The following is a 26,927-nucleotide window of genomic DNA, read 5'->3' on the forward strand; positions in this document are numbered from 1 at the left end:
GGAGGTGAGATATTATGACAGCAACGCAAGGTCTAATTATTATTGCATAAGTATAGAAGTAAGTGATAACAGATATTTGATAAAATAAAAAATTTTATCAAATATTCAGAAAGATAATAGGCGAAATTTGATAGAAAGATTTTTCAATATCAAATTTCGTCTTTTTACTAGAAAATTACAGGTTGATGAGGAAGAAATAGATGCTAACGTTTTTAAAAAAGAATAGACTTTTTGCACGATTGGCTGGAATTAATTTGGTATCCAAAGTTGGAGACCGATTATTTTATACAGCGATGTTAACACTGGCAACTTCCTTACCAAATGGAAGTGTAGCTGTGATGGTTGTATCAGCTTCAGAAACACTTCCTATATTGATTAGTTTATTCTTAGGAGTGGTGGCTGATAGGCAAAAGCAAAAGCTAAACCATTTAGTAAGCAGCTCGCTTTTTCGAACAGGTATGTATATTGGTATTGGACTTCTATTGAGATACCAACTAACATTGCCTTTGGTTGTCTTTGCTTCCTTTTTAAATCTGTTATCGGATATTAGTGGGAATTACTCAACAGCGCTTTTTTCACCTTTTACCAAGACTTTAATAAAGCCAGAAGATATGGAAGAAGCGCAAGGACTTGTCAGCTTAGGAACACAATTGGTCACTGTTTTAGCAACCCTTCTTGGAGCATCTCTGTTAACGATGTATACAGAAAGTTCTCTTGCAATGATAAATGCATTAATTTTTCTGAGCGTTGCAATACTTTACTCCATCATTAAGCCTGCTCTTAAAAATCAAGAAGCTAAGATAAAACCATTTGAGCACGGGAATACTATTTTGGTTGTTAGAGAGAATTTAAAATCTTTCCTTACTGACCGTATTTTGTTGGTTAATCTAGTTCAGCTAGCTATGTTAAATGGTTTTTTTGGAGGCTTGACGCCATTATTTGCCTTGTTTATTAGGGAGAATAATGAATTAGTTACTTTAAGCAACCCTGTAAAAATTGCACTCTTATCAGGGATGATTACTGTATTTATGATTATCGGAAATAGCTTGACCACAAAGGTATTTAAGAACCATTCAATCTTTTATATTAACCTTTGGTCTGATTTGATGATTCTCTTAGTAGGACTAGGTTTTGTCTTCAGTAACCTTTGGATGATTTTCGCAGCGAATAGCTGTCTTGCTTTTCTGTTAGGAATTGTTTCTCCGCGCTTTTCAGCAGATGTGGTTAATCGCTATCCTGTAGAAAGAATCGGCGGGATTATTACCAGTATTAATGCTCTCTTGGTAATAGTGCCACCTGTGACAAGCCTGATATTTCCGATGTTGATAACGGTTAGTAGTTCCCTTGCTTATCTAGGTTTTATTGCTTATGCTTTATTATTAATCGTAATGAGTTTAGTCCTAGTAAAAAAGCACTCTTAATTGTCAAAGTTTTGTCAATCTTGTATGAGACTGTTTAAACTATCTTGGAGAAATTCTGCAACTTCCTCATGCCCTAACTCTTTAACAGATTGAATATAGTGTTCTATAGTTATGCTATCCGTGGTTTGTCCTTCTTGATAATTGAGCACTTTTTTCAGAAAAATAAGGACAGTCTTTGCAAACATATCTTGATAGTTTAGGATCTTTTCAAGATGCTTCATGAAGTAATCAGCGTAATACCCTTGCTCTCTTTCCAATAGCACAAAGATAATATTTAGAAGAACGAGTTGTGTTCGATGTTTATTATTTGGAATTGACAAATACAAGGAGTCTCTCTCGGTGAAAGCTTTTCCAAGAAAAATGAGGTCGCTATTTGATAATATCTGTAAGGTATTTCCAAAAACATACAATTCATATTCCGTCCACTCTTCAATGCTATAAAGGTAGGTGGCGATGAATTCTTTGTCCTTATCTGAAATGGTATGCTCCGGTTTTAGAGTGTGTATTGCGCAGTGGATAACCAGTCTATTAAGTTGGTTATAGGTATCATATGTTTCAGAATTATCATTTTTTAAAAGCCTTTCCAAACTGCTAATATCTTTATTGGCATGATATTCAGAAATGAGTTTAGCCTGCTTAAAAAATGGACTGTCTTCATAGTGATGATACGCCTGTTCAAATTCATAAAAACTCATGTGGATGGCAGAGATTGCAACCAGTAATTTATCTGCAGAGAGCATCGTTTGACCATTTTCAAATTTAGACAGTTGCGACTGTGATAAATTGTGATTAACAACATCTTTCATTTTTAGACCTCTAGCCAGCCTAAGTTCTCTATAAAGTTCACCAAGATTAACAGCATTTAGTTTGGTCAAGGCTCCGTCTCCTATATCTATCTTATATAAGAATTATTCTAACAAAAAAATGTATTTATCACAGAAATGAGCTGTTGTAAACCTACCCCATTAAAAGACATTAAATCTCGTCATTTCATAGGGATATTCAAGATATTTGCCAGTAGGACAATAAGCAAAAAAAGCCCTTTGTTTAGGGCTTTTTTTGCGTTTTTAGTCCTCCCTGTAGGGCTCGAACCTACGACCCATGGATTAAGAGTCCACTGCTCTACCAACTGAGCTAAGGAAGGAAAAAAGTGCTGTATTGGTACCGGTGATTCACGATTTGTATTGAACCCGCGCAAACAAGAGCAGGTGGGCAACTCGCTCTGACTTAGCTGCTTCCGCGTGTAACGGCCTGCATACTGCCAGAAGACTTTTGTTTCCCGAATCATACAAAAAATAGTCGGTCAACACATTGGTGTGAATTCGTATACCACAGCATTTCTTTACCTAATATGATACCACATTGCGCAAAAAATTCAAGCAAAAAGAGAGAATTTTTGCAATCGTTCTCATTCAGACAGCTGATCAATCCGCTCCTTATTAGCGCCCAGAGCCCGCTCATACTTCCCAGTGTCGTTGGCCGTGAAATAGCTGGCGCTTTTAATTTTATCCGGCAGGTATTGCTGCTTGACCCATTTTTCAGGGTAGGCGTGAGGGTACTTGTAATCTTGGGCGTTACCCAAGGCTTTGCTTCCGGAATAATGGCCGTCCCGCAGGTGGCGCGGAATGGGAAGATTGCCGTTTTTCCGCAAGTCTGCAAGGGCTGCATCCATGGCGACATAAGCGGAGTTGGACTTGGGAGACAGGGCCAAATCAATAACGACATTGGCAATCAGGATTCGAGCTTCAGGAAAGCCGATTTTCTGGGCGGCCTCAAGCGCCGTCACGGTATGGATCTGAGCTTCAGGATTGGCTAGGCCGATGTCTTCATAGGCGATGACCGTCAGGCGTCTGGCTAGGCTAGGCAGATCTCCAGCCTCAATCAGACGGGCGGCATAATGGAGACTGGCATTGACATCGGATCCGCGGATAGACTTCTGCAGGGCGGACAGGACATCGTAGTGACCGTCGCCGTCCTTATCCATGGTGATGTAACTGCGCTGGAGGCTGTTTTTGATGACCTCAAGCGTGATATGACGCACCTCTTTTTGATCTGGTTTGGTTGATAAGACTGCTAAATCAAGGGAGTTGTAAGCTGAACGCAGGTCGCCATTGGTAGCTGTCGCAATAAAATCAAGGGCATCATCGTCTAAATCGACGGCCACCTCAAAGCCGCGCTCCTTATCCGCCAGAGCCCTTTGAAGGGCTGTCTTGATATCTTCATTAGACAGGGGCTCTAGCTCAAAAATCTGAACCCGGCTGCGAATAGCGGGCGTTACGGAAAAGAAAGGATTTTCAGTGGTTGCCCCAATCATGATGATATTGCCATTTTCAAGCAAGGGGAGCAAGAAGTCTTGCTTGGGTTTGTCCAAACGGTGAATTTCATCAAGAAGCAGCACCAAACCGCCTGAAAATTTGGCCTCTTCCGCAATTTCCTGCAGGCGTTTTTTACTGTCGGTTGTGGCGTTAAAGGTCCGAAAGGCAAACTGACTAGTACCTGCAATGGCAGAGGCGATCGAGGTCTTGCCGATACCAGGAGGACCGAATAAAATCATAGAAGCTAGGCGATTGGCTTCGACCATCCGACGGATGATTTTCCCGGGACCAACCAGATGTTCTTGACCGATAACGTCATGGATATTTCGGGGGCGCATCCGCAATGCTAAATTATCGTGCATGTCAGTCTCCAGTCTTTTGTGGGTATTTGCGTTGAAATGATTGCTTGTGTTTAGCCTTAATTTCAGCGTCAATCGTATTTTTTCCATCTTTAAAATGCTATAATTATTATAGCACAAGAAAGACAAAGGGTGACAAATGGCAAAGTATGGCTTTTTATCGGTATTAGAAGAAGAAATGGATCAGCATTTTCATTACGATTATGAGCTGAATTGGGACAAGAAAAACCATGCCGTCGAGTTGGCCTTTCTTTTGGAGGCGCAAAATCAGGGTGCTGTGGCCACACTAGATGACAAGGGGGAAGAAAGCAACGACGATATCTTGTTTGAAGACTATGCGCTTTTTTACAATCCTGCCAAATCCAGCTTTGACAAAGACGACTATCTGGCAGCTATTCCCTACGAACCCAAAAAAGGTCTGTCCCGCGAGTTCCTAGCCTACTTTGCGGAAACCCTCAACGATGTGGTGACCGAGGGTCTCAGTGACCTCATGGACTTCCTAGCGGACGAGACCGCAGTCGACTTTAGCCTGACCTGGGATGCAACTGCTTTTGAAAAAGGCAGAGCAGAGCTGGTGGAAACGGAATTTTTTGGGTATCCGAGGTATTAGGATATAGCGTAATAGTTTGATTTTATAACTTATGTGACAAATATATTAATAATGTTGAAGAAATCCATACTTGCTACCGAATAGCCAACCATTCCATGGAATTTATGCTACTGGGCTGAGATTGCTACTATTGGGTTGTATAGTGTTTCGAAAAGGTTGAAGTAAAAAGAATATCTGGAGAAATGATGAAAATAATAGAGGTACTCAAAGAGCAGTTTGATGGTTTTGAGGTAATTGAAGAAAAGTGGAATGAGCAGTATGAGGGGATTTTAATAAAAGTAAATGGTCAATCACGTTATAAAAGATGTCGTCTAGCTCATAAAACACCAAGAAAAGAGGGCTATTTCACAGCTTTTTGGAAAAAAGATCAATTTAATAAAAATATTCCATTTTCGGATCGGGATATGATTGATGAACTGATTATTGTTATTAATGATGGTCAGCAGAAAGGGATGTTCCTGATTCCGAAGAACGTTTCTATAACGCAGAACATTATTTCTACCAAAACCTCTAAAGGAAAAATGGCAATGCGTTTTTACCCACCATGGTGTCAAGATTTGAACAAAACCGCACTAGCTACTCAAAAATGGCAGCTCAATTATTTTATAGATTTGAGTGAAAAATAACAAAATTATATTAATTTTAGGAAAGGAAATGAACACGCCCTAAACTCTGTGTAAAAAATAAAGATTTTCTATTTTTACGTTGCGCTTTATGGGCCTGGTATCTTATTTTATGAATTCATGGCAAGAAGTAACCATTCACGTGCATCGTGATGCGGAGGAAGCTGTTTCTAATCTGATGATTGAGACGGGCAGTCAGGGGGTGGCGATTAGCGACTCGGCTGATTATGTGGGGCAGGAAGACCGTTTCGGCGAACTCTATCCCGAGGTGGAGCAGTCAGATATGATTGCGATTACGGCTTACTATCCTGATACTGTGGATATTGAAGAAATCAAGGCAGACTTGGCGACTCGCTTGGCAGATTTGACAGGCTTTGGCTTGGAAACAGGTCAGATTAGCTTAGAAAGTCAGGAATTGGCAGAGGAAGACTGGGCGGACAACTGGAAGAAATACTATGAGCCAGCCCGCATTACCCACGATTTGACCATCGTGCCGTCTTGGACGGACTACGAGGCGACGGCTGGTGAGAAAATTATCCGCCTGGATCCAGGTATGGCTTTCGGAACAGGAACTCACCCGACCACTAAGATGAGCCTTTTTGCTCTTTCTCAGGTCCTGCGGGGTGGGGAAACCGTCATTGATGTGGGCACGGGCTCGGGCGTTCTCTCCATTGCCAGCTCCCTTTTGGGTGCCAAGGAGATTTATGCCTATGACTTGGACGATGTGGCGGTGCGCGTGGCTCAAGAAAATATTGCCCTCAATCCCGGCATGGACAATATTCAGGTGGCGGCCGGGGATCTCCTGCGCGGGGTTGACTTGGAGGCGGATGTCATTGTGGCCAACATTTTGGCGGACGTGCTGATCCATCTCACGGAGGATGCCTATCGTCTGGTCAAGGATCAGGGGTATCTGATCCTGTCTGGCATTATCTCTGAAAAATGGGACATGGTCCGTGCATCAGCTGAGGCCGCAGGCTTTTTCCTAGAGACCCACATGATTCAGGGCGAGTGGAATGCCTGTGTTTTCAAGAAAACCGATGATATTTCAGGTGTGATAGGGGGCTAAATGCAGCAGTATTTTGTAAAAGGCAAAGCCGAGGAGCTGGTGACCATCACCGATAAGGACACGGCCAAGCATATGTTTTCGGTCATGCGCCTGGCTGAGGGAGATGAGGTAGTCCTGGTTTTTGAGGACGGGATCAAACGCTTGGCGCGCGTGGTGTCCAGCAGCCAACAGCAGTTAGAAATAGTTCAGGAATTAAAAGACGATGTGGAGCTGCCAGTGCAAGTGACCATCGCTTCTGGCTTTCCAAAGGGGGATAAGCTGGACTTTGTGACCCAAAAGGCAACGGAATTAGGGGCGGCTGGTATCTGGGCTTATCCAGCAGACTGGTCCGTGGTCAAATGGGACAGCAAGAAACTGGCCAAAAAGGTTGAAAAATTGGAAAAAATCGCCCAAGGTGCGGCGGAGCAGTCCAAGCGCAACCGCCTGCCAGACATCCGACTCTTTGATAAGAAGGCTGACTTTCTAGCCCAACTGGCGGCTTTTGATAAGATTTTTATCGCCTACGAAGAAAGTGCCAAGGCAGGAGAAATGGCTAGATTGGCCCAGGAATTGCAGGCCGTGGAGGCCAATCAGAAAATTCTCTTTATCTTCGGGCCTGAGGGCGGGATTTCACCAAAGGAAATCGAGACTTTCGAGCAGGCAGGCGGCATCCCAGTCGGCCTAGGCCCCAGAATCCTACGAACCGAAACCGCCCCGCTCTATGCCTTATCAGCGGTGAGTTATGCGGTGGAGCTGACAAGTAGGCCAGACTAAAAGAAGGAGAAAGGAGACATTTGTGGTAACCATAAAAGACGTTGCAAGGCTGGCTGGGGTCTCCCCTTCCACTGCTTCGCGTGCCTTGCATGATAATAGCATGATTAGTCAGGCGACCAAGGAACGGGTGCGTCAGGCCATGGAAGAACTTCATTATTCGCCTAATTATTCTGCGCAAAATTTGGTGAAACGCCAGTCCAACATGGTAGGAATTGTTCTCCCGGTGCGAGAAAGTCAGGAATCTCTGGGTAACAATCCTTTCTTTATGCAGATGATTCAGGGGATTTCAGGCGTCTGTACAGACAAAGATCAGATGGTTAGTTTAGCAACGGGTCGGACCGAAGAAGAACTGCTGACCAATATTAAAAACCTGATTCGCAGCGGCAATATTGAAAAATTTATTTTTCTTTACTCTAAGGCTGATGACCCTATTCTGAAGTATATCAAGGGGCAAGAGGTGACCTGTGTGGTTGTTGGAGAATCTTATGATAAAGACCCCTCTAAGATTAGGTTTGTGGATAACGATAATGTGGGAGCCAGTCAGGATGCTACCAGCTTTCTGATAGATAAGGGTTATACTAAGATTGTTTACGCCTATACGGATATGGATGAATTGGTTCAGGCCAGTCGTTATATGGGCTATTCCAGTATCATGCAGGCGCAGCATTTCTCAACAAAAACCCTGAGTCTATCAAGGGTTGATGACAGGTTAAATCGCCAAGAATTAGAGGCCTTTCTCGCGAAGTATGCAGAGACAGAAGCTTTCGTGGCTTGTGATGACATCATGGCTATCCGCCTGCAGCGGCTCTTTAAAAATTTAGGTATTTCATCACGCCGCTACGCGATTATCAGCTTTAATAATTCTATGGTTGCGGAGTTGGCCAGTCCTTCTTTGACCTCCGTAGAGGTCTTTCCCTATCAGTTGGGAAGGAATGCGGCGGAAGTTTTATTGAATGGGGAGGAGGCTGCTGACAGGCTGCTGATTCCTCACAAAATTATTGAGCGTGACTCCACTCCGAAGCTGGCAGACGGATAAGCTGCTGGCTTTTTTGGTTTTTTCAAAAAAAAGGGTTTACAAATTTATTTTTCGTGATATAATGAAACTATCAAACGCAAACGTTTGCGTAAAACGTTTGCACAGGAGGATATAATGAAAAATCTTAAGCAACTTGTTAGCTTCGAATTTTGGCAAAAATTCGGAAAATGCTTAATGGTGGTTATCGCTGTTATGCCAGCTGCTGGTTTGATGGTCAGTATCGGTAACTCCATTGGTCTGATTGATCCCAAGTCTACGATTCTAACAACTGTTGGTTCTGTTGTTGCGCAGACCGGTTGGGCGGTTATTGGGAATCTCCATCTTTTGTTTGCTCTGGCTATCGGAGGAAGCTGGGCTAAGGAAAAGGCTGGTGGTGCTTTCGCAGCAGGTCTGTCCTTCCTTTTAATTAACCGTATCACTGGAGCTGTCTTTGGTGTAACCAGCGAATTGCTGGCCAAGGATGGTGCGACTGTCCAAACCATCTTTGGGCAAAAAATTCTGGTGGCGAACTATTTCACCAGCGTTCTCGAATACCCAGCGCTGAATATGGGTGTCTTTGTGGGGATTATTGCTGGTTTTGTGGGAGCAACTGCTTACAATAAATACTATAATTTCCGTAAACTGCCAGATGCTTTATCTTTCTTTAACGGAAAACGTTTTGTTCCTTTCGTTGTTATTCTGCGTTCAACAGTTGTTGCGCTTATCTTGGCTGTTATCTGGCCAGTTATCCAATCAGGGATTAACGGTTTTGGGATGTGGATTGCCAGCTCGCAAGACACAGCTCCTTTCTTGGCGCCTTTCTTATATGGTACCCTAGAACGTCTTCTTCTGCCATTTGGTCTTCACCATATGCTGACCATTCCAATGAACTATACCTCACTTGGCGGTACTTATGAAGTATTGACAGGTGCAGCCAAAGGAACTCAGGTCTTCGGTCAGGATCCGCTCTGGCTGGCTTGGGTGACGGATTTGATTAACCTTAAGGGTGCTGGTGATACAGCAGCTTACAAAGATCTGTTGACAAGTGTCACACCAGCCCGCTTTAAAGTAGGTCAGATGATTGGTGCTTCTGCCATCTTGATGGGTGTTGCTTTAGCCATGTACCGTAATGTTGACCCTGACAAGAAGAAAAAATACAAGTCTATGTTCTTATCTGCTGCGGTTGCCGTCTTCTTGACAGGGGTAACTGAGCCGCTTGAGTATATGTTCATGTTTGCAGCTCTGCCGCTTTATCTTGTTTACGCTGTTGTTCAGGGGCTTGCTTTTGCTAGTGCAGACTTGGTTAACTTACGCCTGCACTCATTTGGGAATATCGAACTGCTGACACGTACGCCAATGGCGATTAAAGCAGGTCTCGGCGGAGACTTGATTAACTTCGTGATTGTGTCAATTATCTTTGGTGTTGGGATGTACTTTATTTCCAGCTTTATGATTAAAAAATTCAACCTTGCCACAGCTGGCCGCAATGGCAACTATGATGATGGCGATGATGCTGCTGAAACCGAAGGGGCAAGTGCAGCTGCAGCAGATGCCAATTCTCAAGTCGTGCAGATTATTAACCTTTTAGGTGGAAAAGCTAATATTTCTGATGTGGATGCTTGTATGACTCGTCTGCGTGTAACCGTTGCTGATGTTAATAAAGTCGGTGATGAAGCATCATGGAAAAAAGCCGGTGCGATGGGCTTGATTGTCAAGGGTTCAGGTGTTCAGGCTGTCTATGGTCCTAAAGCTGATATCCTGAAATCAGATATTCAAGATCTCTTGGATTCTGGCGCGGACATTCCGGTAGTGGACGTCTCCGCTCAGGAAGAAAAAGCAGCTGCAGCTGTTGCCTTTAAAGGGGTAACGGAGGAAGTGCTTTCTGTCGCTGATGGTCAGGTGATTCCAATTACAGATGTTAAAGATCCTGTTTTTTCACAGAAAATGATGGGGGATGGTTTTGCGGTAGAGCCTGAGAATGGCAATATCTACGCCCCTGTATCGGGTGTGGCCACCAGCGTTTTTCCGACAAAACACGCTCTTGGTCTTTTGACAGATTCTGGTTTAGAAGTTCTGATTCACGTTGGTTTGGATACGGTTGCCCTCAATGGAGCACCATTCTCAGCCAAGGTTAAGGACGGTCAGCGAGTAGAAGCTGGAGATCTCCTCTTGGTGGCAGACTTAGAGGCTATCAAATCAGCCGATCGTGAAACAACTGTCATTGTTGCGTTCACCAATACCGCTGAATTAAAAACAGTAACACTTGAACAGACTGGACAGCAAGCTGCTAAGACACCTGTTGCCAAAGTAGAACTTTAACAAATGGAATCGTTTGATGCAAGACATCAAACGATTCTTGTTTAGAAGGAAAAGAGATGGCTAAATTTTTAACTTTAAATACCCACAGCTGGATGGAAGAGGCTCCTCTCGACAAGTTAGAGATTTTGGCAGATGCGATTCTGGAAGAGGACTATGATGCCATCTGCCTGCAAGAAATCAATCAGCTGTTAGACAGTGAGCCGACAGCCTCTCCCTTGAATTATGTCGAAGTGGCAGGAGCACCAGCTATTCATGACGATCATTATGCCCTGAAATTGGTCCAACTCCTGTCTCAAAAAGGCAGGGATTACTACTGGTCTTGGGCTTATAATCACATCGGCTTTGATATTTACCAAGAAGGGGTGGCGATTTTATCGAAACAGCCGCTAGAAGCACGTTCGATTTTGGTCTCAGAGGTTGATGATGAGACCGATTATCACACCCGACGGGCTCTAATGGCTAAAACCCAAGTAGATGGGAGAGATGTGGTTCTTGTCAGCCTCCATCTGTCTTGGTGGGGTAAGGGCTTTGAGGAAGAGTGGCAAAAGTTGGAAACAGAGCTGAAAAAGCTGGACAGTCCTTTGGTGCTTATGGGAGATTTCAATAATCCCCAAGGTAATTCAGGCTATCGCCGGATCCTGTCATCAGACTTGAGGCTGCAAGACAGCCACTTCGCAGCGCAGAGAAGTTACGGTCAGGCGACTATTGAAAAAGATATTGCTGGCTGGGAAGGCAACAAGGAAGCGCTCAAGGTTGATTATATTTTTGCCAGTCAGAGCTTCACCGTTGAGACGTCTCAGGTCATCTTTGATGGTAGCCATTATCCGCAAATCAGTGATCACTGCGGCTTGGCCAGTCAGATGGAAGTAGGCGATTAGATGGCAGAATTATTTGGAACTTACCAAGGACAGCCTGTTTTTGCCTATCAGCTCAGTAACAGCCAAGCCTGCCATGTAAGGATTCTTAATTTAGGCGGCATTGTTCAGGAATTTTCGCTGCCTCTGGCAGACGGCAAGCGTCACAATCTGGTAGTTCATTTTGATGACATTGTGGCTTATTACCAGAATCCCTATCAGGTGAATAAGCAAATTGGTCGAGTTGCCGGTCGGATTAAGGAGGCTCGTTTTGATTTGAAGGGTCAGTCCTATCAATTGGAGGCCAATGATGGCAGACACTTGCTCCATGGAGGAAGCAGAGGACTCAGTCAGGTTTTCTTTGCGGCTGATCAGCCTAATCCCCAGCAGCTGGTGCTGAAATGCCAGTTGAGGACAGTGCAAGACGGCTTTCCGGGGGACATTGATCTTACCATCACCTATAGCCTAGACGATGATAATCAGCTGACGATTCACTATCAGGCCAGTGCTGGCAATCGAGCCACGGTGTTTGATCCGACCCTTCATATTTACTGGGCTTTAAGCCATCATTTAGAAGGGGTTGCGCTGCAAATTGACAGCCCGGCAATTCTAGAAACAACCAGTGATAAAATCCCAACGGGCCGGAAAATCAGTGTGGCGGGAAGCGCCTATGATTTTAGGCAACGAAAGCCAATTTCTTTGGCACTAAATGAGCTGCGGCAAGAGGGACGCTTAGCGCTTGATGACGCCTATGAAGTGACCGCTGATTTCAGCAGGCCGCAAGCCTATCTATGGGATAGACAGCAAGGCTATTGTTTAGAGATTTTCAGTAGCCGCAATGGTCTGATTGTTTTCACGGCGAATCCGTTTGATCAGGCGGCGGCAGACCAAGGGATTTTTAATGCCCTGGCGACAGAACCTCAAACGCTGCCAGATGCTCTCCACCATCCAGAATGGGGGGACATCAGCTTAGCAGCAGGAGAAGTGAAAGAGTACACAATGGCCTTTAAGGTCAAGCAGATGGAAGAAGGAAGAGAAGATGAAACGAATTTTTGACATTGATGCATGGAAGGTTCTTGCGCATGATTTGCCGAAAGAGGACAAGCGCCTTCAAGAGAGTATGACCTCTATCGGAAATGAATACATGGGCATGCGCGGTATGTTTGAAGAAACGTATTCCGGTGACAGCCACAAGGGGATTTACCTTGGAGGTGTTTGGTTCCCAGATAAAACGCGTGTTGGCTGGTGGAAAAATGGCTACCCTGACTATTTTGGCAAGGCTATCAATGCGGTTGACTTTGTCAGTCTGGATATCAAGATTAATGGTCAGTCTGTCGATTTGGCGGTGGATAGCTTTACGGACTATCAGGTCTGCCTTGATATGAAAGAGGGGGTTCTTTACCGCTCCTATGTCGTGACGAAGGGAGCTGCTAAGGTTAAAATCAGCTTTGAGCGCTTTGTCAGCGCCGCTTTCAAGGAGCTCTATGCCAACCGTATTTACTTTGAAAATCTTTCTGCTGCCCCTGTTGAACTCGAAGTGACCTCTTTCATTGATGCCAATGTTTTCAATGAAGATGCCAACTATGATCAACAATTTTGGCAAGTGTTAGCTAAGAAAGCTAATCAGGAAGAGATAGCGTTAAAAGCGCAGACCATTGCCAATCCTTTTGGAGTGCCTCAATTTACCACTCTGATGACTGCTGAGCATCACACCGACTTGGCGGTTCAGACTGCCAAAGAGAGCGATAAGGCTGTCAGCCTGACCTTGGCTGGTCAGTTGGCTGCCGGAGAGAGCAAGGTATTTGAAAAGCGGGTCATCGTTGTGACGTCGCGTGATTACGAAGATGCCAACCGTTTAGACGCAGCTGCCAGCGACTTGTTGGCTAAGCAGAGTCAGCAAAGTTTTGATACCCTGAAGGCAGCTCAGGTAGCTGCTTGGGCCAAACGCTGGGCTAAGGCGGATGTGGTTATCGAAGGAGACGATGAAGCGCAGCAGGGGATTCGTTTCAATCTCTTCCAGCTCTTCTCAACTTACTATGGACAAGATGCCCGTCTCAATATTGGTCCTAAAGGCTTTACCGGTGAAAAATACGGCGGAGCAACCTACTGGGATACAGAGGCTTTTGCAGTCCCGCTTTTCTTATCTGTTGCTGATCCAGAAGTAAGCAAAACCTTGCTGCAATACCGTCACAATCAGCTCCCTGGAGCTTATCACAATGCCGGCCAGCAGGATCTAGCAGGTGCGCTTTATCCTATGGTGACTTTTAATGGGATTGAGTGTCATAACGAGTGGGAAATCACTTTTGAAGAAATTCATCGAAATGGTTCAATCGCTTATGCCATCTATAATTACACTCGTTACACAGGTGATGAAAGCTATGTGACTGGCGATGGCTTTGATGTCTTGGTTGGTATTGCCCGTTTCTGGGCAGACCGTGTCCACTATTCTAAACGCCATGACGCTTATATGATGCATGGGGTAACCGGGCCAAATGAATACGAAAACAACATCAACAACAATTGGTACACCAATTTCTTAGCCAAATGGTGCCTGACTTATACGGATCAAATAGCAGACAAGGTCTCTGAAGCGAAACGTGACGAACATGGCTTAAGCAGCCAAGAGCGGTCTAAGTGGCGAGACATTGTGGCGAAATTCTATCTGCCAGAAGATGAAGAATTGGGAATCTTTGTTCAGCATGATGGCTTCTTAGACAAGGATTTGACGCCGGTTGCAGAGCTAGATCCAAAACATCTGCCGCTGAACCAAAATTGGTCATGGGATCGAATTCTGCGCTCACCTTATATTAAGCAGGCTGATGTCCTTCAAGGGATTTACTACTTTATCGATGACTTTAGTCAGGAAGCGAAAAAACGGAATTTTGAGTTCTATGAACCGCTCACGGTCCATGAATCCAGTCTGTCACCATCTATTCACTCTATTTTAGCGGCCGACTTGCAGATGGAAGACAAAGCGGTTGAAATGTACGCTCGGACTGCCCGACTCGATCTTGACAACTACAATAATGATACCGAAGATGGTCTCCATATTACCTCGATGACAGGTTCTTGGCTGTCCATTGTCCAAGGTTTTGCTGGAATGCGTGTGCGTGAGGGGCGGCTGCATTTTGCACCGTTTGTTCCTCAAAGCTGGAATGGCTACCAGTTCCATATCAACTTCAGAGGCCGTCTGCTTTTGGTTTCTGTTGCTAAAGAGGGCAGTAAGATTGATCTCCTTGAAGGGGATGATTTAACCATTGTTTTAGATGGTCAAGAAGTTATCTTAAGCAATTAGGAGGGCTGTATGAAAGGTGTATTATTTGATTTAGATGGTGTGATTGCAGATACAGCCGTTTTTCACTTTGCCGCTTGGCGGAAATTGGTCAGAGACCATTTTCGGGCTGAACTGCCGGATGAGCTGGAAGAAAAAACCAAAGGGGTTAGTCGAGAAGATTCTCTAAAAGTCATTTTAGACTACCTTCAGCTGAGCGTTTCTGACGAGGAGTTTGCGGCTTTGGCTGCGGAAAAAAACGAAGCCTATGTCGAAACTCTAGAGGATTTAAAACCAGCCCATATACTACCGGGAATTGCAGATTTAATTTCTGACTTTAAGCAAGCGGGATTAAAACTGGGCCTTGCTTCTGCCAGTAAGAATGGTCCGATTATTTTAGATAAATTGGGATTGGCTGATGCTTTTGATGCCATCGCAGATCCAGCCAAAGTGGCTCAGGGCAAACCGGCTCCGGATATTTTCTTGGCAGCAGCTGCAGCTTTAAATCTCCAGCCTGCAGACTGTGTCGGTCTTGAAGATTCCGTTGCCGGAGTGACAGCTATCAATGCTGCGGGAATGGTTTCTATCGGTATCGGAGGGGCGGAATTGGCTCATGCCAGCGAGCGTTTTGAAAGCACATCAGACCTCAGTTACCCAGCCATTGAAGCGGCTTGGCAGGCTAATCGCTAATTTAAAAACCAACCTCATTTGAGGTTGGTTTTTCGTTTATACAGATGTCCTTAGAGCATTTTACTTTTGAGATAGGCATCAACCAGACGTTCCGTAGCTTGGACAGAATCGATATGCGTGCGTTCGTAGGAGTGGCTGGACTCGATACCGGCTCCGAGCAAGGCATGGCGGACATCACTGCCGGCTCTCAAGGCTGCGGAGGCATCCGAACCATAATAAGGATAGATATCCAGTTTATAAGGGATATTGCCTTTTTCAGCGAGGGAAACCAAGTGCTGCCGGAGCTCATAATGGTAAGGGCCGGAGCCGTCCTTGACACAGATTGAAGCGCTGTATTCGTCGGTCTGCTGGTCATCTCCCATGGCTCCCATATCAACTGCCAGATACTCTACGACTTTTTCGGGAATATTGGAATTAGCACCGTAGCCGATCTCTTCATTATTTGAGAAATAAAAATGAGTTGTATAGGGCAGCTGGATTTTTTCTTCTCGATAGGTCTTGAGCAGATTGAGCAGGATGGCTGCTGAGACTTTATCATCAAGATGGCGGGATTTGATAAAACCGGATGCTGTCACCACGACGCGGGGATCAAAAGAGATAAAATCCCCCACTTCAATGCCCAGAGCGCGTGTTTCTGCTTCTGTGCTGACTTTTTCGTCCAGACGAATTTCCATGCTGTCTTGGTTACGCTCAGCTGTGCCGGCATCTTTATAGACATGGACAGATGTTTGATGAAGGAGAATTGTTCCAGATATGTTATGACCGTTTTTGCTGACATGGATCGTACAGTTTTCGCCTTCGATGGCATTATAAACAAAACCACCAATCAGATCCATTTTAAGACGGCCATCTGGTTTGACAGCGCGGACAATAGCTCCCAGCGTGTCCAAGTGAGCTGTTAGAATACGATGCTGCTGGTCATTGGTTCCGGGAACAGTCACCATAATGCTGCCTTTATTGGTGCGGTTTGCCTGATAACCATAACTAGTAACTTCTCGAGCGACATAATCCATGATTTCTGTCGTATAGCCAGTTGGAGACGGGATATTGGTTAAACGTTGAATATAGTTAATTGTCTGAGACATAGGTTCTCCTTTATATGATTCACGGAAGAGACGGGGCGAATGTTTCATATATAAGATTCCAAACATTCGCGTAAGTCCGTCAGGCAGTTAGTCACTACCTAATTATACCATAGCTAAGCAGAGGTTTAGATTCAAAAAAGATTGAGGAAGTACTCAATCTTTTAATTGTTATGAGTTCGTTTTTGATGCCAATACAAGGTGGCTATCAAGAGCAGTAGGCTTCCTATTGGAACTGCTATAAGTGAGTCATCGCTTCCAGTTTTTGGGAGAAGGGCTCGTTTTTGATTTAACTTTGTCGAAATCTTGTCGGTCATTACCTCTGTGTTTACTGAACCTGTCTCTGTTGATGAAGTGTCTGGTTCAATAGTTGTAGCAGTCGTTGTTGCAGTTGACGAAGTAGTTGGTTCTGCGGTAATCGTTGTCGTCGCTACTTCAGTAGTTGTTGCTGCTGAAGCGCCTGATTCAACAGTTGTTTCCGTTGCAGATGTAGTTGGTTCTGCAGTCGTTGTTGAAGCTGCCGATGAAGTTGGCTCAGCGGTCGTTGTAGCAGTCGACGAAGTAGTTGGTTCTGCAGTTGTTGTTGCGGTAGTGGAAGTGCTAGTACTAGTTTCCGCAGTTGTCGTAGCAGAAGTAGTCGTTGATGTCGTCGTTGTAGTAGTTGTTGTTACTGCGCGATAAGTATAGGTCACAGCAGTATTTGAACTACCAAAGGCTCCAGATTCTGCCCCTTCTGTTTTAACCAACTCATAACCTGGAATGGCCTTGGCGCTGACACTGTAGGTCTCTCCTACTTTGCCAGTCAGGCTTTCTTCCGGCTCAAGCTCGTTGCCACTGTCATCGACATATTTGATGGTGACTTGACTGGTTGGTATCTTCCGATAATAGGCGTAGTAGGTATAATCTGTATTGTACGCGTAAGGATCTGCAGGCAAATCACCCTCAGGAGGAGCTTGTGTATAGTAATGTTCGTAATCACCAATTGTTTGAGGGACGTACTCTGAGATATCAAAGTCATTTCGAGTAACCGTGATACTTGGCTGAAGCACATTGCCCGCATTGTCATAGTAATTGATGGTCAAATTGACAGGCTTGATGTATTCATAGATGACTTCAATATCTTGGCCTGAGATAAAGATACCCGAGGTATTGCTAGAGCTCTTGTAAAAGACAACTGTTGGGATATCCTTGGCACTGGTCTGGTAAGGGGTACCATCCTGTCCAGTGAGTTCCTCTACTGCAAAAGGAGCATCCTTCCCTAACCGAGGATTGACATGGTAGACAGTCACTTTGGCTGGCAGATTGCTAGTATAGTAGTAGGTGATAAGAGTCTCTTTATCACTTATCTGACCGGATGTTTGTCCCTCTACCCGTTTCAGACTGAAGTCTGGATCGTTCAGAGCTTCTGTTGTATAGGAAGTTCCCAGTTTAACATACTCTTCAGATATTGCAATTTCTTCGCCGCTACTCTCTTGGATGTGGCGGACTTTTAGGATGGTTACATCAGCTTTCAAACGATAGGTATAAGTGACGGTCACTTCTTGATTGGCTGTGTAGGTTCCCTCAGCTGCACCGGTTACTGATAACAGGTCATAATTTTCAATGGTCTTTGGGCTGGTGCGGTAAGTATCACCAGCACTGCCAATCAGGGTGTCAGTAGTGGCTAACTCGCGACCATTTTCATCCACATGCTTGACATGGACCTTGCCACCATTTTTTAGACGGTAGGTATAGACAATCAGATTTTCCTGCTGACTCGAAACAAAGTAGCCGTCCGGTCCATCAGAGAAATTATCGATGAGCTCATATTGGCCAATAGTAGCAACGGCATAGGCCGAAATAGGCTGGATGCTGCCGTCGTCCACCATCTTGACCACATCTGGTGAGATACGGTTGCCCAACTCATCCTGATACCTGTAAGTCAGAGGGACCTGGGCAGCTGCTCCTGCTTGGTCCTCCGCAAAGGTAGGTTGACTGATTGGTGGCAATGATTGCCCTAGTAAGCTAATAAGAAGCACAACAGCAATCGCAAAAATCCCTTTTCTTATCCTCTTCACAACACATCTCCCTAGTTTTGTATAAAGTTAGTATAGCCTAAAGCAAAACCTCTTGCAAGCTTTCTTTCTCGCTTTTTTAAGGCAGAGACAGTTATCCATAAATTGGAGAAGGCTTGAGCATTTGTTTATCTCATCTATCTGATAAAAATGAGATGGCACAAGGGGTTTCTTATAGACTGCTTGAGAACCAAAAAACGGACTCTGTCCGTTTTTTGGCTTATCTCTTCTTCGCTTTCAGGAAGGGCAGTAAACTAATCAGTCCAATACCGATAAGACTCAGAAGGGTGCTGTCCGTTGTACCGGTCTGGGGCAGTTGCGCTTGAACAGAAAGCAGTGACGGTTCTGTCTTCTTCCTCTGGGCTAATCGTGCCTTTTTGGTTTCTTGGTAGGCCCTTGTTGCCAACTGGTGAATCACAGCCCGCTGTTGAGCGGTTAGAGCTCCTCTGCTTCCTTGTGCTTGCCCTGCTTCTTGGCTAGTTTGGTCGGCAAGCTCAACATAGTTGAAGCGGAAGACACCAAAACCGTCACTGCTTGCTGTTCCCAGATAGGTGATAGAGGGATCATTTACAATGAGGTTCTGAGCCTTATCAGCTGTCAGGAAGCGAAGATCAAGTCCTGCAATACTGTTGGTGAAGGTCCAATTATGATCAGCCGAAGGATTGATGACGTTTTCATTAAGGATATAGTTAATAATCACCTGACGGTTTTCCAGATTGAGGAGCTGGTTGAGGGTGGCATTGCGGACACCTGGGAAATTACCGTTTGCTCGATAATTATTGGTCACCACGATAAATTCTTGGTCATCTGTCACAGGGCTTCCATTGTAGCTGAGGTTTCGCAGGCGGCTGGCTGCTGGATTAAGGGTATTGCCGTTAATATCGTACTTGTTAGGCTGGGTGATGTCATATTGATAAGTCAGACCGTCAATCACATCAAAATTATAGGTACGGTAGTTGGTGTTGATGATATCTTGGGGACCTGTTACAGTGGGATCGACCTGATTGAACTGGCCGGCAGACATTTCCAGCCACTCACGGAGATCGGCTCCGGTGACTTTTAAGATGGCGGTCACATTGTCATAGAGATAAAGGTCTGCGACGTTCTTGATGGCGATTGGGCCGGCGGGAATATCGGTGTAGGCTGTTGCGTCTCCTCTGGTACCAGCCTTAAAAGGGGCAGCTGCTGATAAGATAGGCAGACTGGCTTCCGGAGTTCCGGCTAGTTCCTGCTGAGCATACCAGATTTGGGCATTGTTGACAATCTGAATAGAAGGATCATCCTTAACCAAGGCAAAATAGCTATTGATAGGAGCTGTTGTTGTCCCCACCTGCTGACGGACGTACTGGATTGTTCCCTCGTGAGCCTCCTTGGCAATCGCGAGAACCGTTGGGTCTGCGACGGTTGATTTGTCGTCGACTTTGCGGATTTCAGCGTGGCTGCTGGCCACCTGCCATTTGCCGTCTTGGTAGATAAGACCCAGGTCAATGATGCCTAAGTGATCGCCGTATTTTCCAGCCATGACAACGGGAGTTCCAGTGATAGTACCATTGACGCCGTCCACATCCCTGTATTTTTCATAAAAACCTGTCCCATTTCCAGACGGAAATTCGGCGTGCGAATGGCCGGTCACAACAGCATCAACACCATCAATCCCAGCAATCTGGTAGCCCACATTTTCCTCGCCGACATCATACTGATCGTCGCCGATCCCAGAATGGGAGAGAACTAAGATAATGTCAGCGCCAGCGGCTTTCATGACTGGTACCATGGCTTCGACAGCCTGCACAGAGTCGAGTACGGTAACCTTGCCCTCAAGATTGGCCTTGTCCCAATTAAGAATCTGAGGCGGTACGATACCTGTGATACCGATATTAAGGCTTAATCCCTGTCCTTTGGGATCTGTGAACGTTTTGGTGATGATTTTATAGGGGTCAAAGAGGAAGGTTCCGCTTTGAGTATCAAGAACATTGGCATTGACAGCCGGCAGCTGGTTATTAGCCAGCACTTTCTTCAGATAATCAAGCCCGTAGTTGAATTCATGGTTGCCAAGGGTGACAGCATCAAAGCCAAGAGCTTCAAGAGCAGCATACATGGGGTGTTTCTCACCGACATCAACGGGATCTACGATAGCTTTATAGGTGCCAAGCGGTGTTCCCTGAATCGTATCTCCATTATCAACCAGAATAACATTGCTGTTTTCAGCCTTAGCCTGACTGATGAGAATAGCTGTTTTGGCCAGTCCGATCTTTTCAGAGGCCTTGTCCTGATAGTAGTCATAATTGACCAGATTTGTGTGTAAATCCGTTGTTCCTAAGATACGGACATCAAGGGTTTGTCCTTCAACAGGCGTTTGTACCTGATTGGTATTTGTTTCGGTCAGACTGGCAGCAGCAGTTACTGGAGCGCTTTCCAGACCGGCTGATTCGGTCGCTACATATGTGTCTGTCGTAGCGGTTGTTTCTGCACTAGTAGCAGCGCTTGATGTGGCTTCCGAGACAGAAGTCTGGCTCAGACTGGTCTGAGCACTTGTCACAGAACTGCTAGTGACGGTTTCTTCAGCTTTAACGGTCACCCCTAGACCAGCAGCTGTCAATAATGTTAGCAGCAGGGCGCTTTTTGACCTGTAATGCGTGTTTTTTTGGGACATCCTAAAATCCTCCTTCATCTCCTAAGGTTTCCCTTGGACTTCTATTATATACTAAAAATGAAAGGGCTATCAAGAGGGGCTGCTTTCTTTAAAAGGATTTCTCAGAGACTCTCTCTTTTGCTTTTAAGCCTAAAGTGATAGAATAGGAATAAGATCTTTTTGAGAGGTTTCGTATGGCAAATGATGCAAATTTAACAGGACAGGAAGTCGTTGCTCTTTGTTCTGCTTACATGAATAAAGAAGATGTGGCTTTTGTGGAAAAGGCGCTGGCTTTTGCTGTGGAAAGTCACAGCGGCCAATTCCGGAAATCGGGAGAGCCTTATATCATTCACCCGATCCAAGTTGCCGGTATTCTAGCTGATCTGCATCTGGATGCCGTGACGGTTGCCTGCGGTTTTTTGCATGATGTTGTCGAAGACACAGCGGTCAGTCTGGCTGATTTAGAAGAGGTCTTTGGCCATGATGTGGAAAAGATTGTTGACGGTGTTACCAAACTTGGTAAGGTTGAATACAAATCGCACGAGGAGCAGCTGGCTGAAAATCATCGCAAGATGCTCATGGCCATGTCGAGAGACATTCGTGTTATTTTAGTAAAACTTGCGGACAGGCTTCATAATATGCGGACCCTTCGGCACCTGCGCAAAGATAAGCAGGAACGTATCTCAAGAGAAACCATGGAAATCTATGCTCCTCTGGCTCACCGGTTGGGGATTAGCCGCATCAAGTGGGAATTGGAGGATCTGGCCTTTCGCTATCTGAATGAAGTCGAGTTTTACAAGATTTCTCATCTTATGACGGAAAAGCGGCGGGAACGTGAAGCGACTGTTGAGGAGATTGTTGCCAAGATCAAAGCCTACACCGAGGAACAGGGCTTAAAGGCAGAAATCTATGGCCGTCCTAAACACATCTATTCGGTTTACCGCAAAATGCGCAATAAAAAGAAGCGTTTTGACCAGATTTATGACTTAACCGCTATCCGCTGTATTTTGGATACCCAAAGCGATGTCTATGCCATGCTGGGCTATATCCATGAACTGTGGCGTCCAATGCCGGGCAGGTTCAAGGATTATATTGCCAATCCTAAAGCCAATGGTTACCAGTCTATCCATACCACAGTTTATGGACCCAAGGGGCCGATTGAGGTGCAAATCCGGACGAAAGAAATGCATCAAGTTGCCGAATACGGGGTGGCAGCTCACTGGGCTTACAAAAAAGGCGTTAAGGGTAAGGTTGATAAAAAAGAAACCGCACTTGGCATGAACTGGATTAAAGAATTGGTCGAGCTGCAAGATGCATCTGGCGGCAATGCCGTTGATTTTGTGGACTCGGTCAAGGAAGATATTTTTGCCGAACGTATCTATGTCTTCACGCCAAATGGAGCCGTCCAAGAACTACCCAAGGATTCTGGTCCTATTGACTTTGCTTACGCCATCCATACTCAGGTAGGTGAAAAAGCTACCGGTGCTAAGGTTAATGGGCGGATGGTTCCCCTGACAGCCAAGCTCAAGACCGGAGATGTGGTGGAGATTATTACCAACACCAATTCCTTTGGTCCCAGCCGCGATTGGATTAATATCGTTAAAACCAATAAGGCCCGCAATAAGATTCGTCAATTCTTTAAAAATCAGGATAAGGAATTGTCCATTTCAAAAGGGCGTGAACTCCTGGTTGCCTGCTTCCAAGAACATGGCTATGTGCCTAATAAATACCTAGATAAAAAGCACATGGAAGCTGTCTTAAACCGTCTTAACTACCGCAATGAAGAAGCGCTTTATGCGGCAGTAGGATTTGGTGAAATATCAGCCGTGACGGTCTTTAATAAGCTAACTGAAAAAGAACGCCGCGAAGAAGAGCGGGCGAGAGCCAAGGCAGAGGCGGAAGAACTGCTGAAAGGCGGCGAGGTTAAGACCGATAAAAAAGATGTTCTCAAGGTTAAAAGCGAAGGCGGGGTTATTATTCAGGGCTCCTCTGGTCTGCTGATGCGGATTGCCAAATGCTGCAACCCAGTCCCTGGTGATCCTATTGAAGGCTACATTACCAAGGGGCGCGGAGTTGCCATCCATCGTGCGGACTGTAATAATATTAAGAATCAGGAAGGCTACGAGCAGCGTCTTATCGAAGTTGAATGGGAAGATGACTACTCCAATAAAGACTATATGGCTGAGATTGACATCTATGCCCTTAACCGTTCGGGTGTCTTGAATGATGTGCTGCAGATTTTATCCAACCAGACCAAAAACATCTCTTCTGTGAATGCTCAGCCGACTAAAGACATGAAATTTGCCAATATCCATGTGACCTTTGGCATCCCTAACTTAACCGTCTTAACGGCTGTTGTCGACAAGATTAAGGTCGTTCCAGATGTTTATTCTGTTAAAAGGACCAACGGGTGATTGTGATGAAGCTGATTATTCAAAGAGTTTCCGAAGCCAGTGTCACCATTCATCAGCAAAGGCGGGCTGAAATCCAGCAAGGGCTTTTGCTCTTGGTGGGCATAGGTCCGGATGACAGTCAGGAAGATGTGGCCTATGCTGTCCGTAAAGTTGTCAATATGCGCATTTTTTCGGATGCCGATGACAAGATGAATCTCTCCCTTCAAGACATTAGAGGTCAAATTCTGTCAATCTCTCAGTTCACCCTCTTTGCTGATACCAAAAAAGGCAACCGTCCAGCCTTCACCGGCGCTGCCAAGCCAGATTTTGCCAAGCAGCTCTACGAGCAGTTCAACCACTCCCTCGCCCAATTCGTCCCCGTTCAGACTGGTGAGTTCGGAGCAGACATGCAGATCAGCCTAACCAACGACGGCCCTGTCACCATTATTTTAGATACCAAACAGAAATAAAAAGCGTTGTCAACAACGCTTTTTACACTTCTCTAATGAAGTAGTTCAAGGTTTTTAAGATTTAGCCTAACCATTTGGGGAATCTGCATGCTTCGTTCAGGCAGCCAAAGCTTGTTCGTTGAGGTTTTGAAAAAAGAGGGTAGCCTCTTTTTTTTATTTTTTTCGTCTGGCAAAATCAACAAAGCGGAATTTTTCCAGTTTATGCCGACTTTCGGTGAATTGGAATTGTTTATTGTCTGCCAGATAGACTTTTGACTTGACGGAAACTACATGGTGTTCATCATCTAGGTCTAAAAGAAGCTTGTCCGTCTCGGTAATGGGTTCGATGGTGATTTCCTTTTGCGCATAGGCAATTGTCAGCTGCAGCTGATTTTCAAGATAGTCATAGATTGAATGTTCAGCAATTTGTCTAGAAATATCAGGAACAAAATCCTTCCGTAAATAGTCAATGTCTAAAACAGAGGCAACCTGGTCTACCACCCTCTGTCGCATGATTCGCCAGACCAGATTGTTCGGCGGAAAGCCTGTCAGCTGACTGAGTTTGTCGTCGACGATGATTTTATCAATAGCGATGACATTGGTAATGGAAGCCATGCCTAGCTGATCGACTAATTCTCTGTAACTGGTTAGCTCAGAGACAGGAAAGTTGATTTGCTGGTGTTGGATGACCTTTGAACCTCGCCCTTGTGTCTTTTGAATCAGACCAGATTTACTGAGCAGCTTCAAGGCCTTCCGAATAGTGTCGCGGCTGGCGCCATAAGTCTGACAGAGTTCCATTTCAGCGGGAAGATAGTCATCAACAGCATAGATTCCTTTATTAATCTGTTCCTCTAAATCATGAAAAATGCTTTCGTATTTCTTCATTTTTGGCTCCTTGTCTAATAAAAAGCATACAAGTAAACTTATTTTAGCAAAAATAATGCTTTTTTTCTACAAACAACTTGCATACAAATTTGGAATCGTTTACAATTAAAAGGTAAAAATCTTTTTATAATAATAAAGGAGGTCTAGGGCAACCTAGAAAAGATTATGGGAAAATTTGAAAAAGACGCTAAGGATCTCTTAGCGGCTGTCGGCGGCAAGGAGAATGTTTCTGCTGTCAGCCATTGTGCCACTCGCATGCGCTTTGTCTTGAAGGACACTAAAAAAGCAGATGTGAAAACGATTGACAAGATTCCTGCAGTTAAGGGAACCTTTACCAATGCAGGTCAGTTCCAAGTCATCATTGGAAATGACGTGCCGATTTTCTACAATGACTTCTCTGCTGTTTCTGGCATTGAAGGCGTGTCTAAAGAAGCGGCTAAGTCAGCAGCCAAATCTAACCAAAACCCAATTCAGCGGGTGATGACCATGCTGGCTGAGATTTTCACACCGATTATTCCAGCCATTATCGTAGGTGGTTTGATTTTAGGTTTCCGTAACATTCTCGAAGGAGTGCCCTTTGATTTCTTAGGCGGTAAAACAATTGTTGAGGTTTCCACTTTCTGGAGTGGGGTTAACCATTTCTTATGGCTGCCTGGTGAAGCGATTTTCCACTTCCTCCCAGTGGGGATTACTTGGTCTGTGACACGTAAGATGGGAACAACTCAGATTTTAGGGATTGTGCTCGGGATTTCATTGGTGTCTCCTCAGTTGCTGAATGCTTATGCAGTGAGCAGCACTTCCGCAGCAGAAATTGCGAAAGACTGGGTTTGGGACTTTGGTTTCTTTACCGTTAACCGTATCGGTTATCAGGCACAAGTTATTCCAGCCCTCTTAGCAGGTCTGTCCTTATCTTATCTTGAAATTTTCTGGCGGAAACGCATCCCAGAAGTGGTGTCAATGATTTTTGTTCCATTTCTGTCCTTGATTCCGGCGCTGATTTTGGCGCACACCGTGTTAGGTCCAATCGGCTGGACTATCGGTAAAGGTATTTCCTTCGTGGTTCTGGCAGGTCTGACTGGCCCTGTGAAATGGCTCTTTGGTGCAATTTTCGGTGCCCTTTATGCGCCGTTGGTTATTACTGGTCTGCACCATATGACCAATGCGATCGATACCCAGTTAATTGCGGACACAGCTACTCACACAACTGGCCTTTGGCCAATGATTGCCCTGTCAAATATTGCTCAAGGTTCAGGCGTCTTGGCTTACTACTGGATGAATCGTAAAAATGAACGTGAAGCTGAAATTTCACTTCCAGCAGCTATCTCAGCATATCTAGGCGTTACAGAACCAGCCCTCTTCGGTGTCAATGTGAAATACGTTTACCCATTTGTGGCAGGAATGATTGGTTCTGGTATTGCAGGTCTTTTGTCAACAACATTCAATGTTCAAGCCAACTCTATCGGTGTCGGCGGACTGCCAGGCTTCATGGCGATTAACACCAAATACATGATTCCATTCTTCGTTTGTATGGCAGTTGCTATCGCTGTTCCATTTGCCCTGACCCTCTTCTTCCGTAAGGCGTCTATCATGACCAAAGCAGAAGATGAAATGAAAGAAGACGATTTTGCAGAAGCTACACCAGTAGCAGATCTTCCAGCTGTTGGAACAACTTTTGATGTTAAAAGCCCATTGACCGGTCAAGTTAAGCCACTTTCTGAGGCGGTTGACCCAGTCTTTGCTCAGGGTGTTATGGGAACAGGTGTCCTGGTTCTGCCGTCTGAAGGAGAGTTGGTCGCTCCAGTAGACGGGGTGGTCTCTGTCCTCTTCCCGACAAAACACGCGATTGGTTTGGTTTCGGATGACGGTGTTGAGCTGTTAGTCCACATCGGTATGGATACGGTTAATCTTGAAGGAAAAGGCTTTGAAGCTCATGTTAAACAAGGGGATCATGTCAAGGTTGGCGATAAGCTGATTAGCTTTGATATTGAAACCATCAAGGAAGCTGGCTATCCAGTTGAGACCCCAGTCATTGTAACCAATCAAAATGATTATCAACCAGATGCTGTTGGTACCTTGCCACGTGAAATTAAGCGCGGAGAGGACCTTCTGACAGCAAGCAAAATCTAAAACGATTTGATA

At 45.1% G+C, this 26,927-nt stretch carries 20 protein-coding genes, 1 tRNA gene and 1 other RNA gene; 14 read left to right on the top strand and 8 right to left on the bottom strand.

The window, feature by feature from the left end:
• Positions 1-200: 200 nt before the first annotated feature.
• Positions 201-1,421: an MFS transporter gene (locus A3GY_RS0105970; RefSeq protein WP_018030505.1), complete on the top strand. Its 1,221-nt coding sequence runs from the start codon at positions 201-203 to the stop codon at positions 1,419-1,421.
• A gap of 14 nt (positions 1,422-1,435) precedes the next feature.
• On the opposite strand, the gene A3GY_RS0105975 is transcribed toward A3GY_RS0105970, so the two are convergent.
• From A3GY_RS0105975 to A3GY_RS0105985, 4 genes are all read right to left on the bottom strand, one after another.
• The gene (locus A3GY_RS0105975) at positions 1,436-2,296 is read right to left on the bottom strand and encodes an Rgg/GadR/MutR family transcriptional regulator (protein ID WP_018030506.1); all 861 of its coding nucleotides are present in this window, start codon (positions 2,294-2,296) and stop codon (positions 1,436-1,438) included.
• A 196-nt stretch (positions 2,297-2,492) separates the two neighbouring features.
• Positions 2,493-2,565, bottom strand: a tRNA-Lys gene (locus tag A3GY_RS0105980).
• 2 nt (positions 2,566-2,567) lie between these two features.
• Positions 2,568-2,762: non-coding RNA, 6S RNA (ssrS, locus tag A3GY_RS10080), on the bottom strand.
• A gap of 67 nt (positions 2,763-2,829) precedes the next feature.
• Complete coding sequence (locus A3GY_RS0105985; protein WP_018030507.1) at positions 2,830-4,098, bottom strand: replication-associated recombination protein A; 1,269 nt, start codon at positions 4,096-4,098, stop codon at positions 2,830-2,832.
• Between the two features lie 136 nt (positions 4,099-4,234).
• On the opposite strand from A3GY_RS0105985, the gene A3GY_RS0105990 reads away from it, so the two are divergent.
• The 10 genes from A3GY_RS0105990 (at position 4,235) to pgmB (ending at position 15,296) form a co-directional block, all read left to right on the top strand.
• Positions 4,235-4,705 (top strand): DUF3013 family protein, encoded by a 471-nt coding sequence (locus A3GY_RS0105990; protein WP_018030508.1) that lies wholly within the window; start codon positions 4,235-4,237, stop codon positions 4,703-4,705.
• A 185-nt stretch (positions 4,706-4,890) separates the two neighbouring features.
• Positions 4,891-5,331 carry a MepB family protein gene (locus tag A3GY_RS0105995; RefSeq protein WP_018030509.1) on the top strand — a complete coding sequence of 147 codons (441 nt, stop codon included), beginning with the start codon at positions 4,891-4,893 and terminating at the stop codon, positions 5,329-5,331.
• Between the two features lie 109 nt (positions 5,332-5,440).
• Complete coding sequence (gene prmA / locus A3GY_RS0106000; protein ID WP_026161953.1) at positions 5,441-6,394, top strand: 50S ribosomal protein L11 methyltransferase; 954 nt, start codon at positions 5,441-5,443, stop codon at positions 6,392-6,394.
• Positions 6,395-7,147 carry a 16S rRNA (uracil(1498)-N(3))-methyltransferase gene (locus A3GY_RS0106005; protein ID WP_018030511.1) on the top strand — a complete coding sequence of 251 codons (753 nt, stop codon included), beginning with the start codon at positions 6,395-6,397 and terminating at the stop codon, positions 7,145-7,147. It abuts the gene before it with no gap.
• Between the two features lie 22 nt (positions 7,148-7,169).
• Entirely contained in the window at positions 7,170-8,183 is a 1,014-nt protein-coding gene (locus A3GY_RS0106010) for a LacI family DNA-binding transcriptional regulator (RefSeq protein WP_018030512.1), read from the top strand.
• A gap of 114 nt (positions 8,184-8,297) precedes the next feature.
• Positions 8,298-10,481, top strand: a complete 2,184-nt coding sequence (locus tag A3GY_RS0106015) for a PTS transporter subunit IIBC (protein ID WP_018030513.1) — start codon at positions 8,298-8,300, stop codon at positions 10,479-10,481.
• 56 nt (positions 10,482-10,537) lie between these two features.
• Entirely contained in the window at positions 10,538-11,359 is an 822-nt protein-coding gene (locus tag A3GY_RS0106020; protein ID WP_018030514.1) for an endonuclease/exonuclease/phosphatase family protein, read from the top strand.
• On the top strand, positions 11,360-12,391 hold the full coding sequence (locus A3GY_RS0106025) for an aldose epimerase family protein (protein WP_018030515.1): 1,032 nt from the start codon (positions 11,360-11,362) through the stop codon (positions 12,389-12,391).
• Positions 12,375-14,630, top strand: a complete 2,256-nt coding sequence (locus A3GY_RS0106030) for a glycoside hydrolase family 65 protein (protein ID WP_018030516.1) — start codon at positions 12,375-12,377, stop codon at positions 14,628-14,630. The genes A3GY_RS0106025 and A3GY_RS0106030 overlap by 17 nt, the downstream gene beginning before the upstream one ends.
• A gap of 9 nt (positions 14,631-14,639) precedes the next feature.
• Positions 14,640-15,296: a beta-phosphoglucomutase gene (gene pgmB, locus A3GY_RS0106035; protein WP_018030517.1), complete on the top strand. Its 657-nt coding sequence runs from the start codon at positions 14,640-14,642 to the stop codon at positions 15,294-15,296.
• A gap of 50 nt (positions 15,297-15,346) precedes the next feature.
• On the opposite strand, the gene A3GY_RS0106040 is transcribed toward pgmB, so the two are convergent.
• From A3GY_RS0106040 to A3GY_RS0106050, 3 genes are all read right to left on the bottom strand, one after another.
• A complete protein-coding gene (locus tag A3GY_RS0106040) occupies positions 15,347-16,381 on the bottom strand; it encodes a M42 family metallopeptidase (RefSeq protein ID WP_018030518.1) in 1,035 nt (344 codons plus the stop codon).
• A 161-nt stretch (positions 16,382-16,542) separates the two neighbouring features.
• Positions 16,543-18,435, bottom strand: coding sequence for a MucBP domain-containing protein (locus tag A3GY_RS0106045; protein ID WP_018030519.1), 1,893 nt, complete (start codon positions 18,433-18,435; stop codon positions 16,543-16,545).
• A gap of 217 nt (positions 18,436-18,652) precedes the next feature.
• Positions 18,653-21,082, bottom strand: a complete 2,430-nt coding sequence (locus A3GY_RS0106050; RefSeq protein WP_018030520.1) for a bifunctional 2',3'-cyclic-nucleotide 2'-phosphodiesterase/3'-nucleotidase — start codon at positions 21,080-21,082, stop codon at positions 18,653-18,655.
• Between the two features lie 173 nt (positions 21,083-21,255).
• On the opposite strand from A3GY_RS0106050, the gene A3GY_RS0106055 reads away from it, so the two are divergent.
• Both A3GY_RS0106055 and dtd read left to right on the top strand, forming a co-directional pair.
• The gene (locus tag A3GY_RS0106055; RefSeq protein ID WP_018030521.1) at positions 21,256-23,475 is read left to right on the top strand and encodes a RelA/SpoT family protein; all 2,220 of its coding nucleotides are present in this window, start codon (positions 21,256-21,258) and stop codon (positions 23,473-23,475) included.
• Positions 23,476-23,480: 5 nt separating this feature from the next.
• Positions 23,481-23,924, top strand: coding sequence for a D-aminoacyl-tRNA deacylase (dtd, locus tag A3GY_RS0106060; protein ID WP_026161954.1), 444 nt, complete (start codon positions 23,481-23,483; stop codon positions 23,922-23,924).
• Between the two features lie 153 nt (positions 23,925-24,077).
• Here the strand turns inward: dtd and treR are convergent, their stop codons facing one another.
• Positions 24,078-24,788, bottom strand: a complete 711-nt coding sequence (gene treR / locus A3GY_RS0106065; RefSeq protein WP_018030523.1) for a trehalose operon repressor — start codon at positions 24,786-24,788, stop codon at positions 24,078-24,080.
• Between the two features lie 165 nt (positions 24,789-24,953).
• Between treR and treP the strand changes: the two genes are divergently transcribed.
• Complete coding sequence (treP, locus tag A3GY_RS0106070) at positions 24,954-26,915, top strand: PTS system trehalose-specific EIIBC component (RefSeq protein ID WP_018030524.1); 1,962 nt, start codon at positions 24,954-24,956, stop codon at positions 26,913-26,915.
• Positions 26,916-26,927: the final 12 nt, after the last annotated feature.

The organism is Streptococcus ferus DSM 20646 (genome assembly GCF_000372425.1).
Taxonomy (GTDB): Bacteria; Bacillota; Bacilli; order Lactobacillales; family Streptococcaceae; genus Streptococcus; species Streptococcus ferus.

Coding starts and splice junctions, on each gene's coding strand:
- A3GY_RS0105990 (WP_018030508.1), top strand. CDS start 4,235: ATGGCAAAGTATGGCTTTTTATCGGTATTAGAAGAAGAAATGGATCAG.
- A3GY_RS0106050 (WP_018030520.1), bottom strand. CDS start 21,082: ATGTCCCAAAAAAACACGCATTACAGGTCAAAAAGCGCCCTGCTGCTA.
- A3GY_RS0106030 (WP_018030516.1), top strand. CDS start 12,375: ATGAAACGAATTTTTGACATTGATGCATGGAAGGTTCTTGCGCATGAT.
- A3GY_RS0106020 (WP_018030514.1), top strand. CDS start 10,538: ATGGCTAAATTTTTAACTTTAAATACCCACAGCTGGATGGAAGAGGCT.
- pgmB (WP_018030517.1), top strand. CDS start 14,640: ATGAAAGGTGTATTATTTGATTTAGATGGTGTGATTGCAGATACAGCC.
- treR (WP_018030523.1), bottom strand. CDS start 24,788: ATGAAGAAATACGAAAGCATTTTTCATGATTTAGAGGAACAGATTAAT.
- A3GY_RS0106025 (WP_018030515.1), top strand. CDS start 11,360: ATGGCAGAATTATTTGGAACTTACCAAGGACAGCCTGTTTTTGCCTAT.
- A3GY_RS0106015 (WP_018030513.1), top strand. CDS start 8,298: ATGAAAAATCTTAAGCAACTTGTTAGCTTCGAATTTTGGCAAAAATTC.
- A3GY_RS0106005 (WP_018030511.1), top strand. CDS start 6,395: ATGCAGCAGTATTTTGTAAAAGGCAAAGCCGAGGAGCTGGTGACCATC.
- prmA (WP_026161953.1), top strand. CDS start 5,441: ATGAATTCATGGCAAGAAGTAACCATTCACGTGCATCGTGATGCGGAG.
- A3GY_RS0105985 (WP_018030507.1), bottom strand. CDS start 4,098: ATGCACGATAATTTAGCATTGCGGATGCGCCCCCGAAATATCCATGAC.
- A3GY_RS0105995 (WP_018030509.1), top strand. CDS start 4,891: ATGAAAATAATAGAGGTACTCAAAGAGCAGTTTGATGGTTTTGAGGTA.
- A3GY_RS0105970 (WP_018030505.1), top strand. CDS start 201: ATGCTAACGTTTTTAAAAAAGAATAGACTTTTTGCACGATTGGCTGGA.
- treP (WP_018030524.1), top strand. CDS start 24,954: ATGGGAAAATTTGAAAAAGACGCTAAGGATCTCTTAGCGGCTGTCGGC.
- A3GY_RS0106040 (WP_018030518.1), bottom strand. CDS start 16,381: ATGTCTCAGACAATTAACTATATTCAACGTTTAACCAATATCCCGTCT.
- A3GY_RS0106055 (WP_018030521.1), top strand. CDS start 21,256: ATGGCAAATGATGCAAATTTAACAGGACAGGAAGTCGTTGCTCTTTGT.
- dtd (WP_026161954.1), top strand. CDS start 23,481: ATGAAGCTGATTATTCAAAGAGTTTCCGAAGCCAGTGTCACCATTCAT.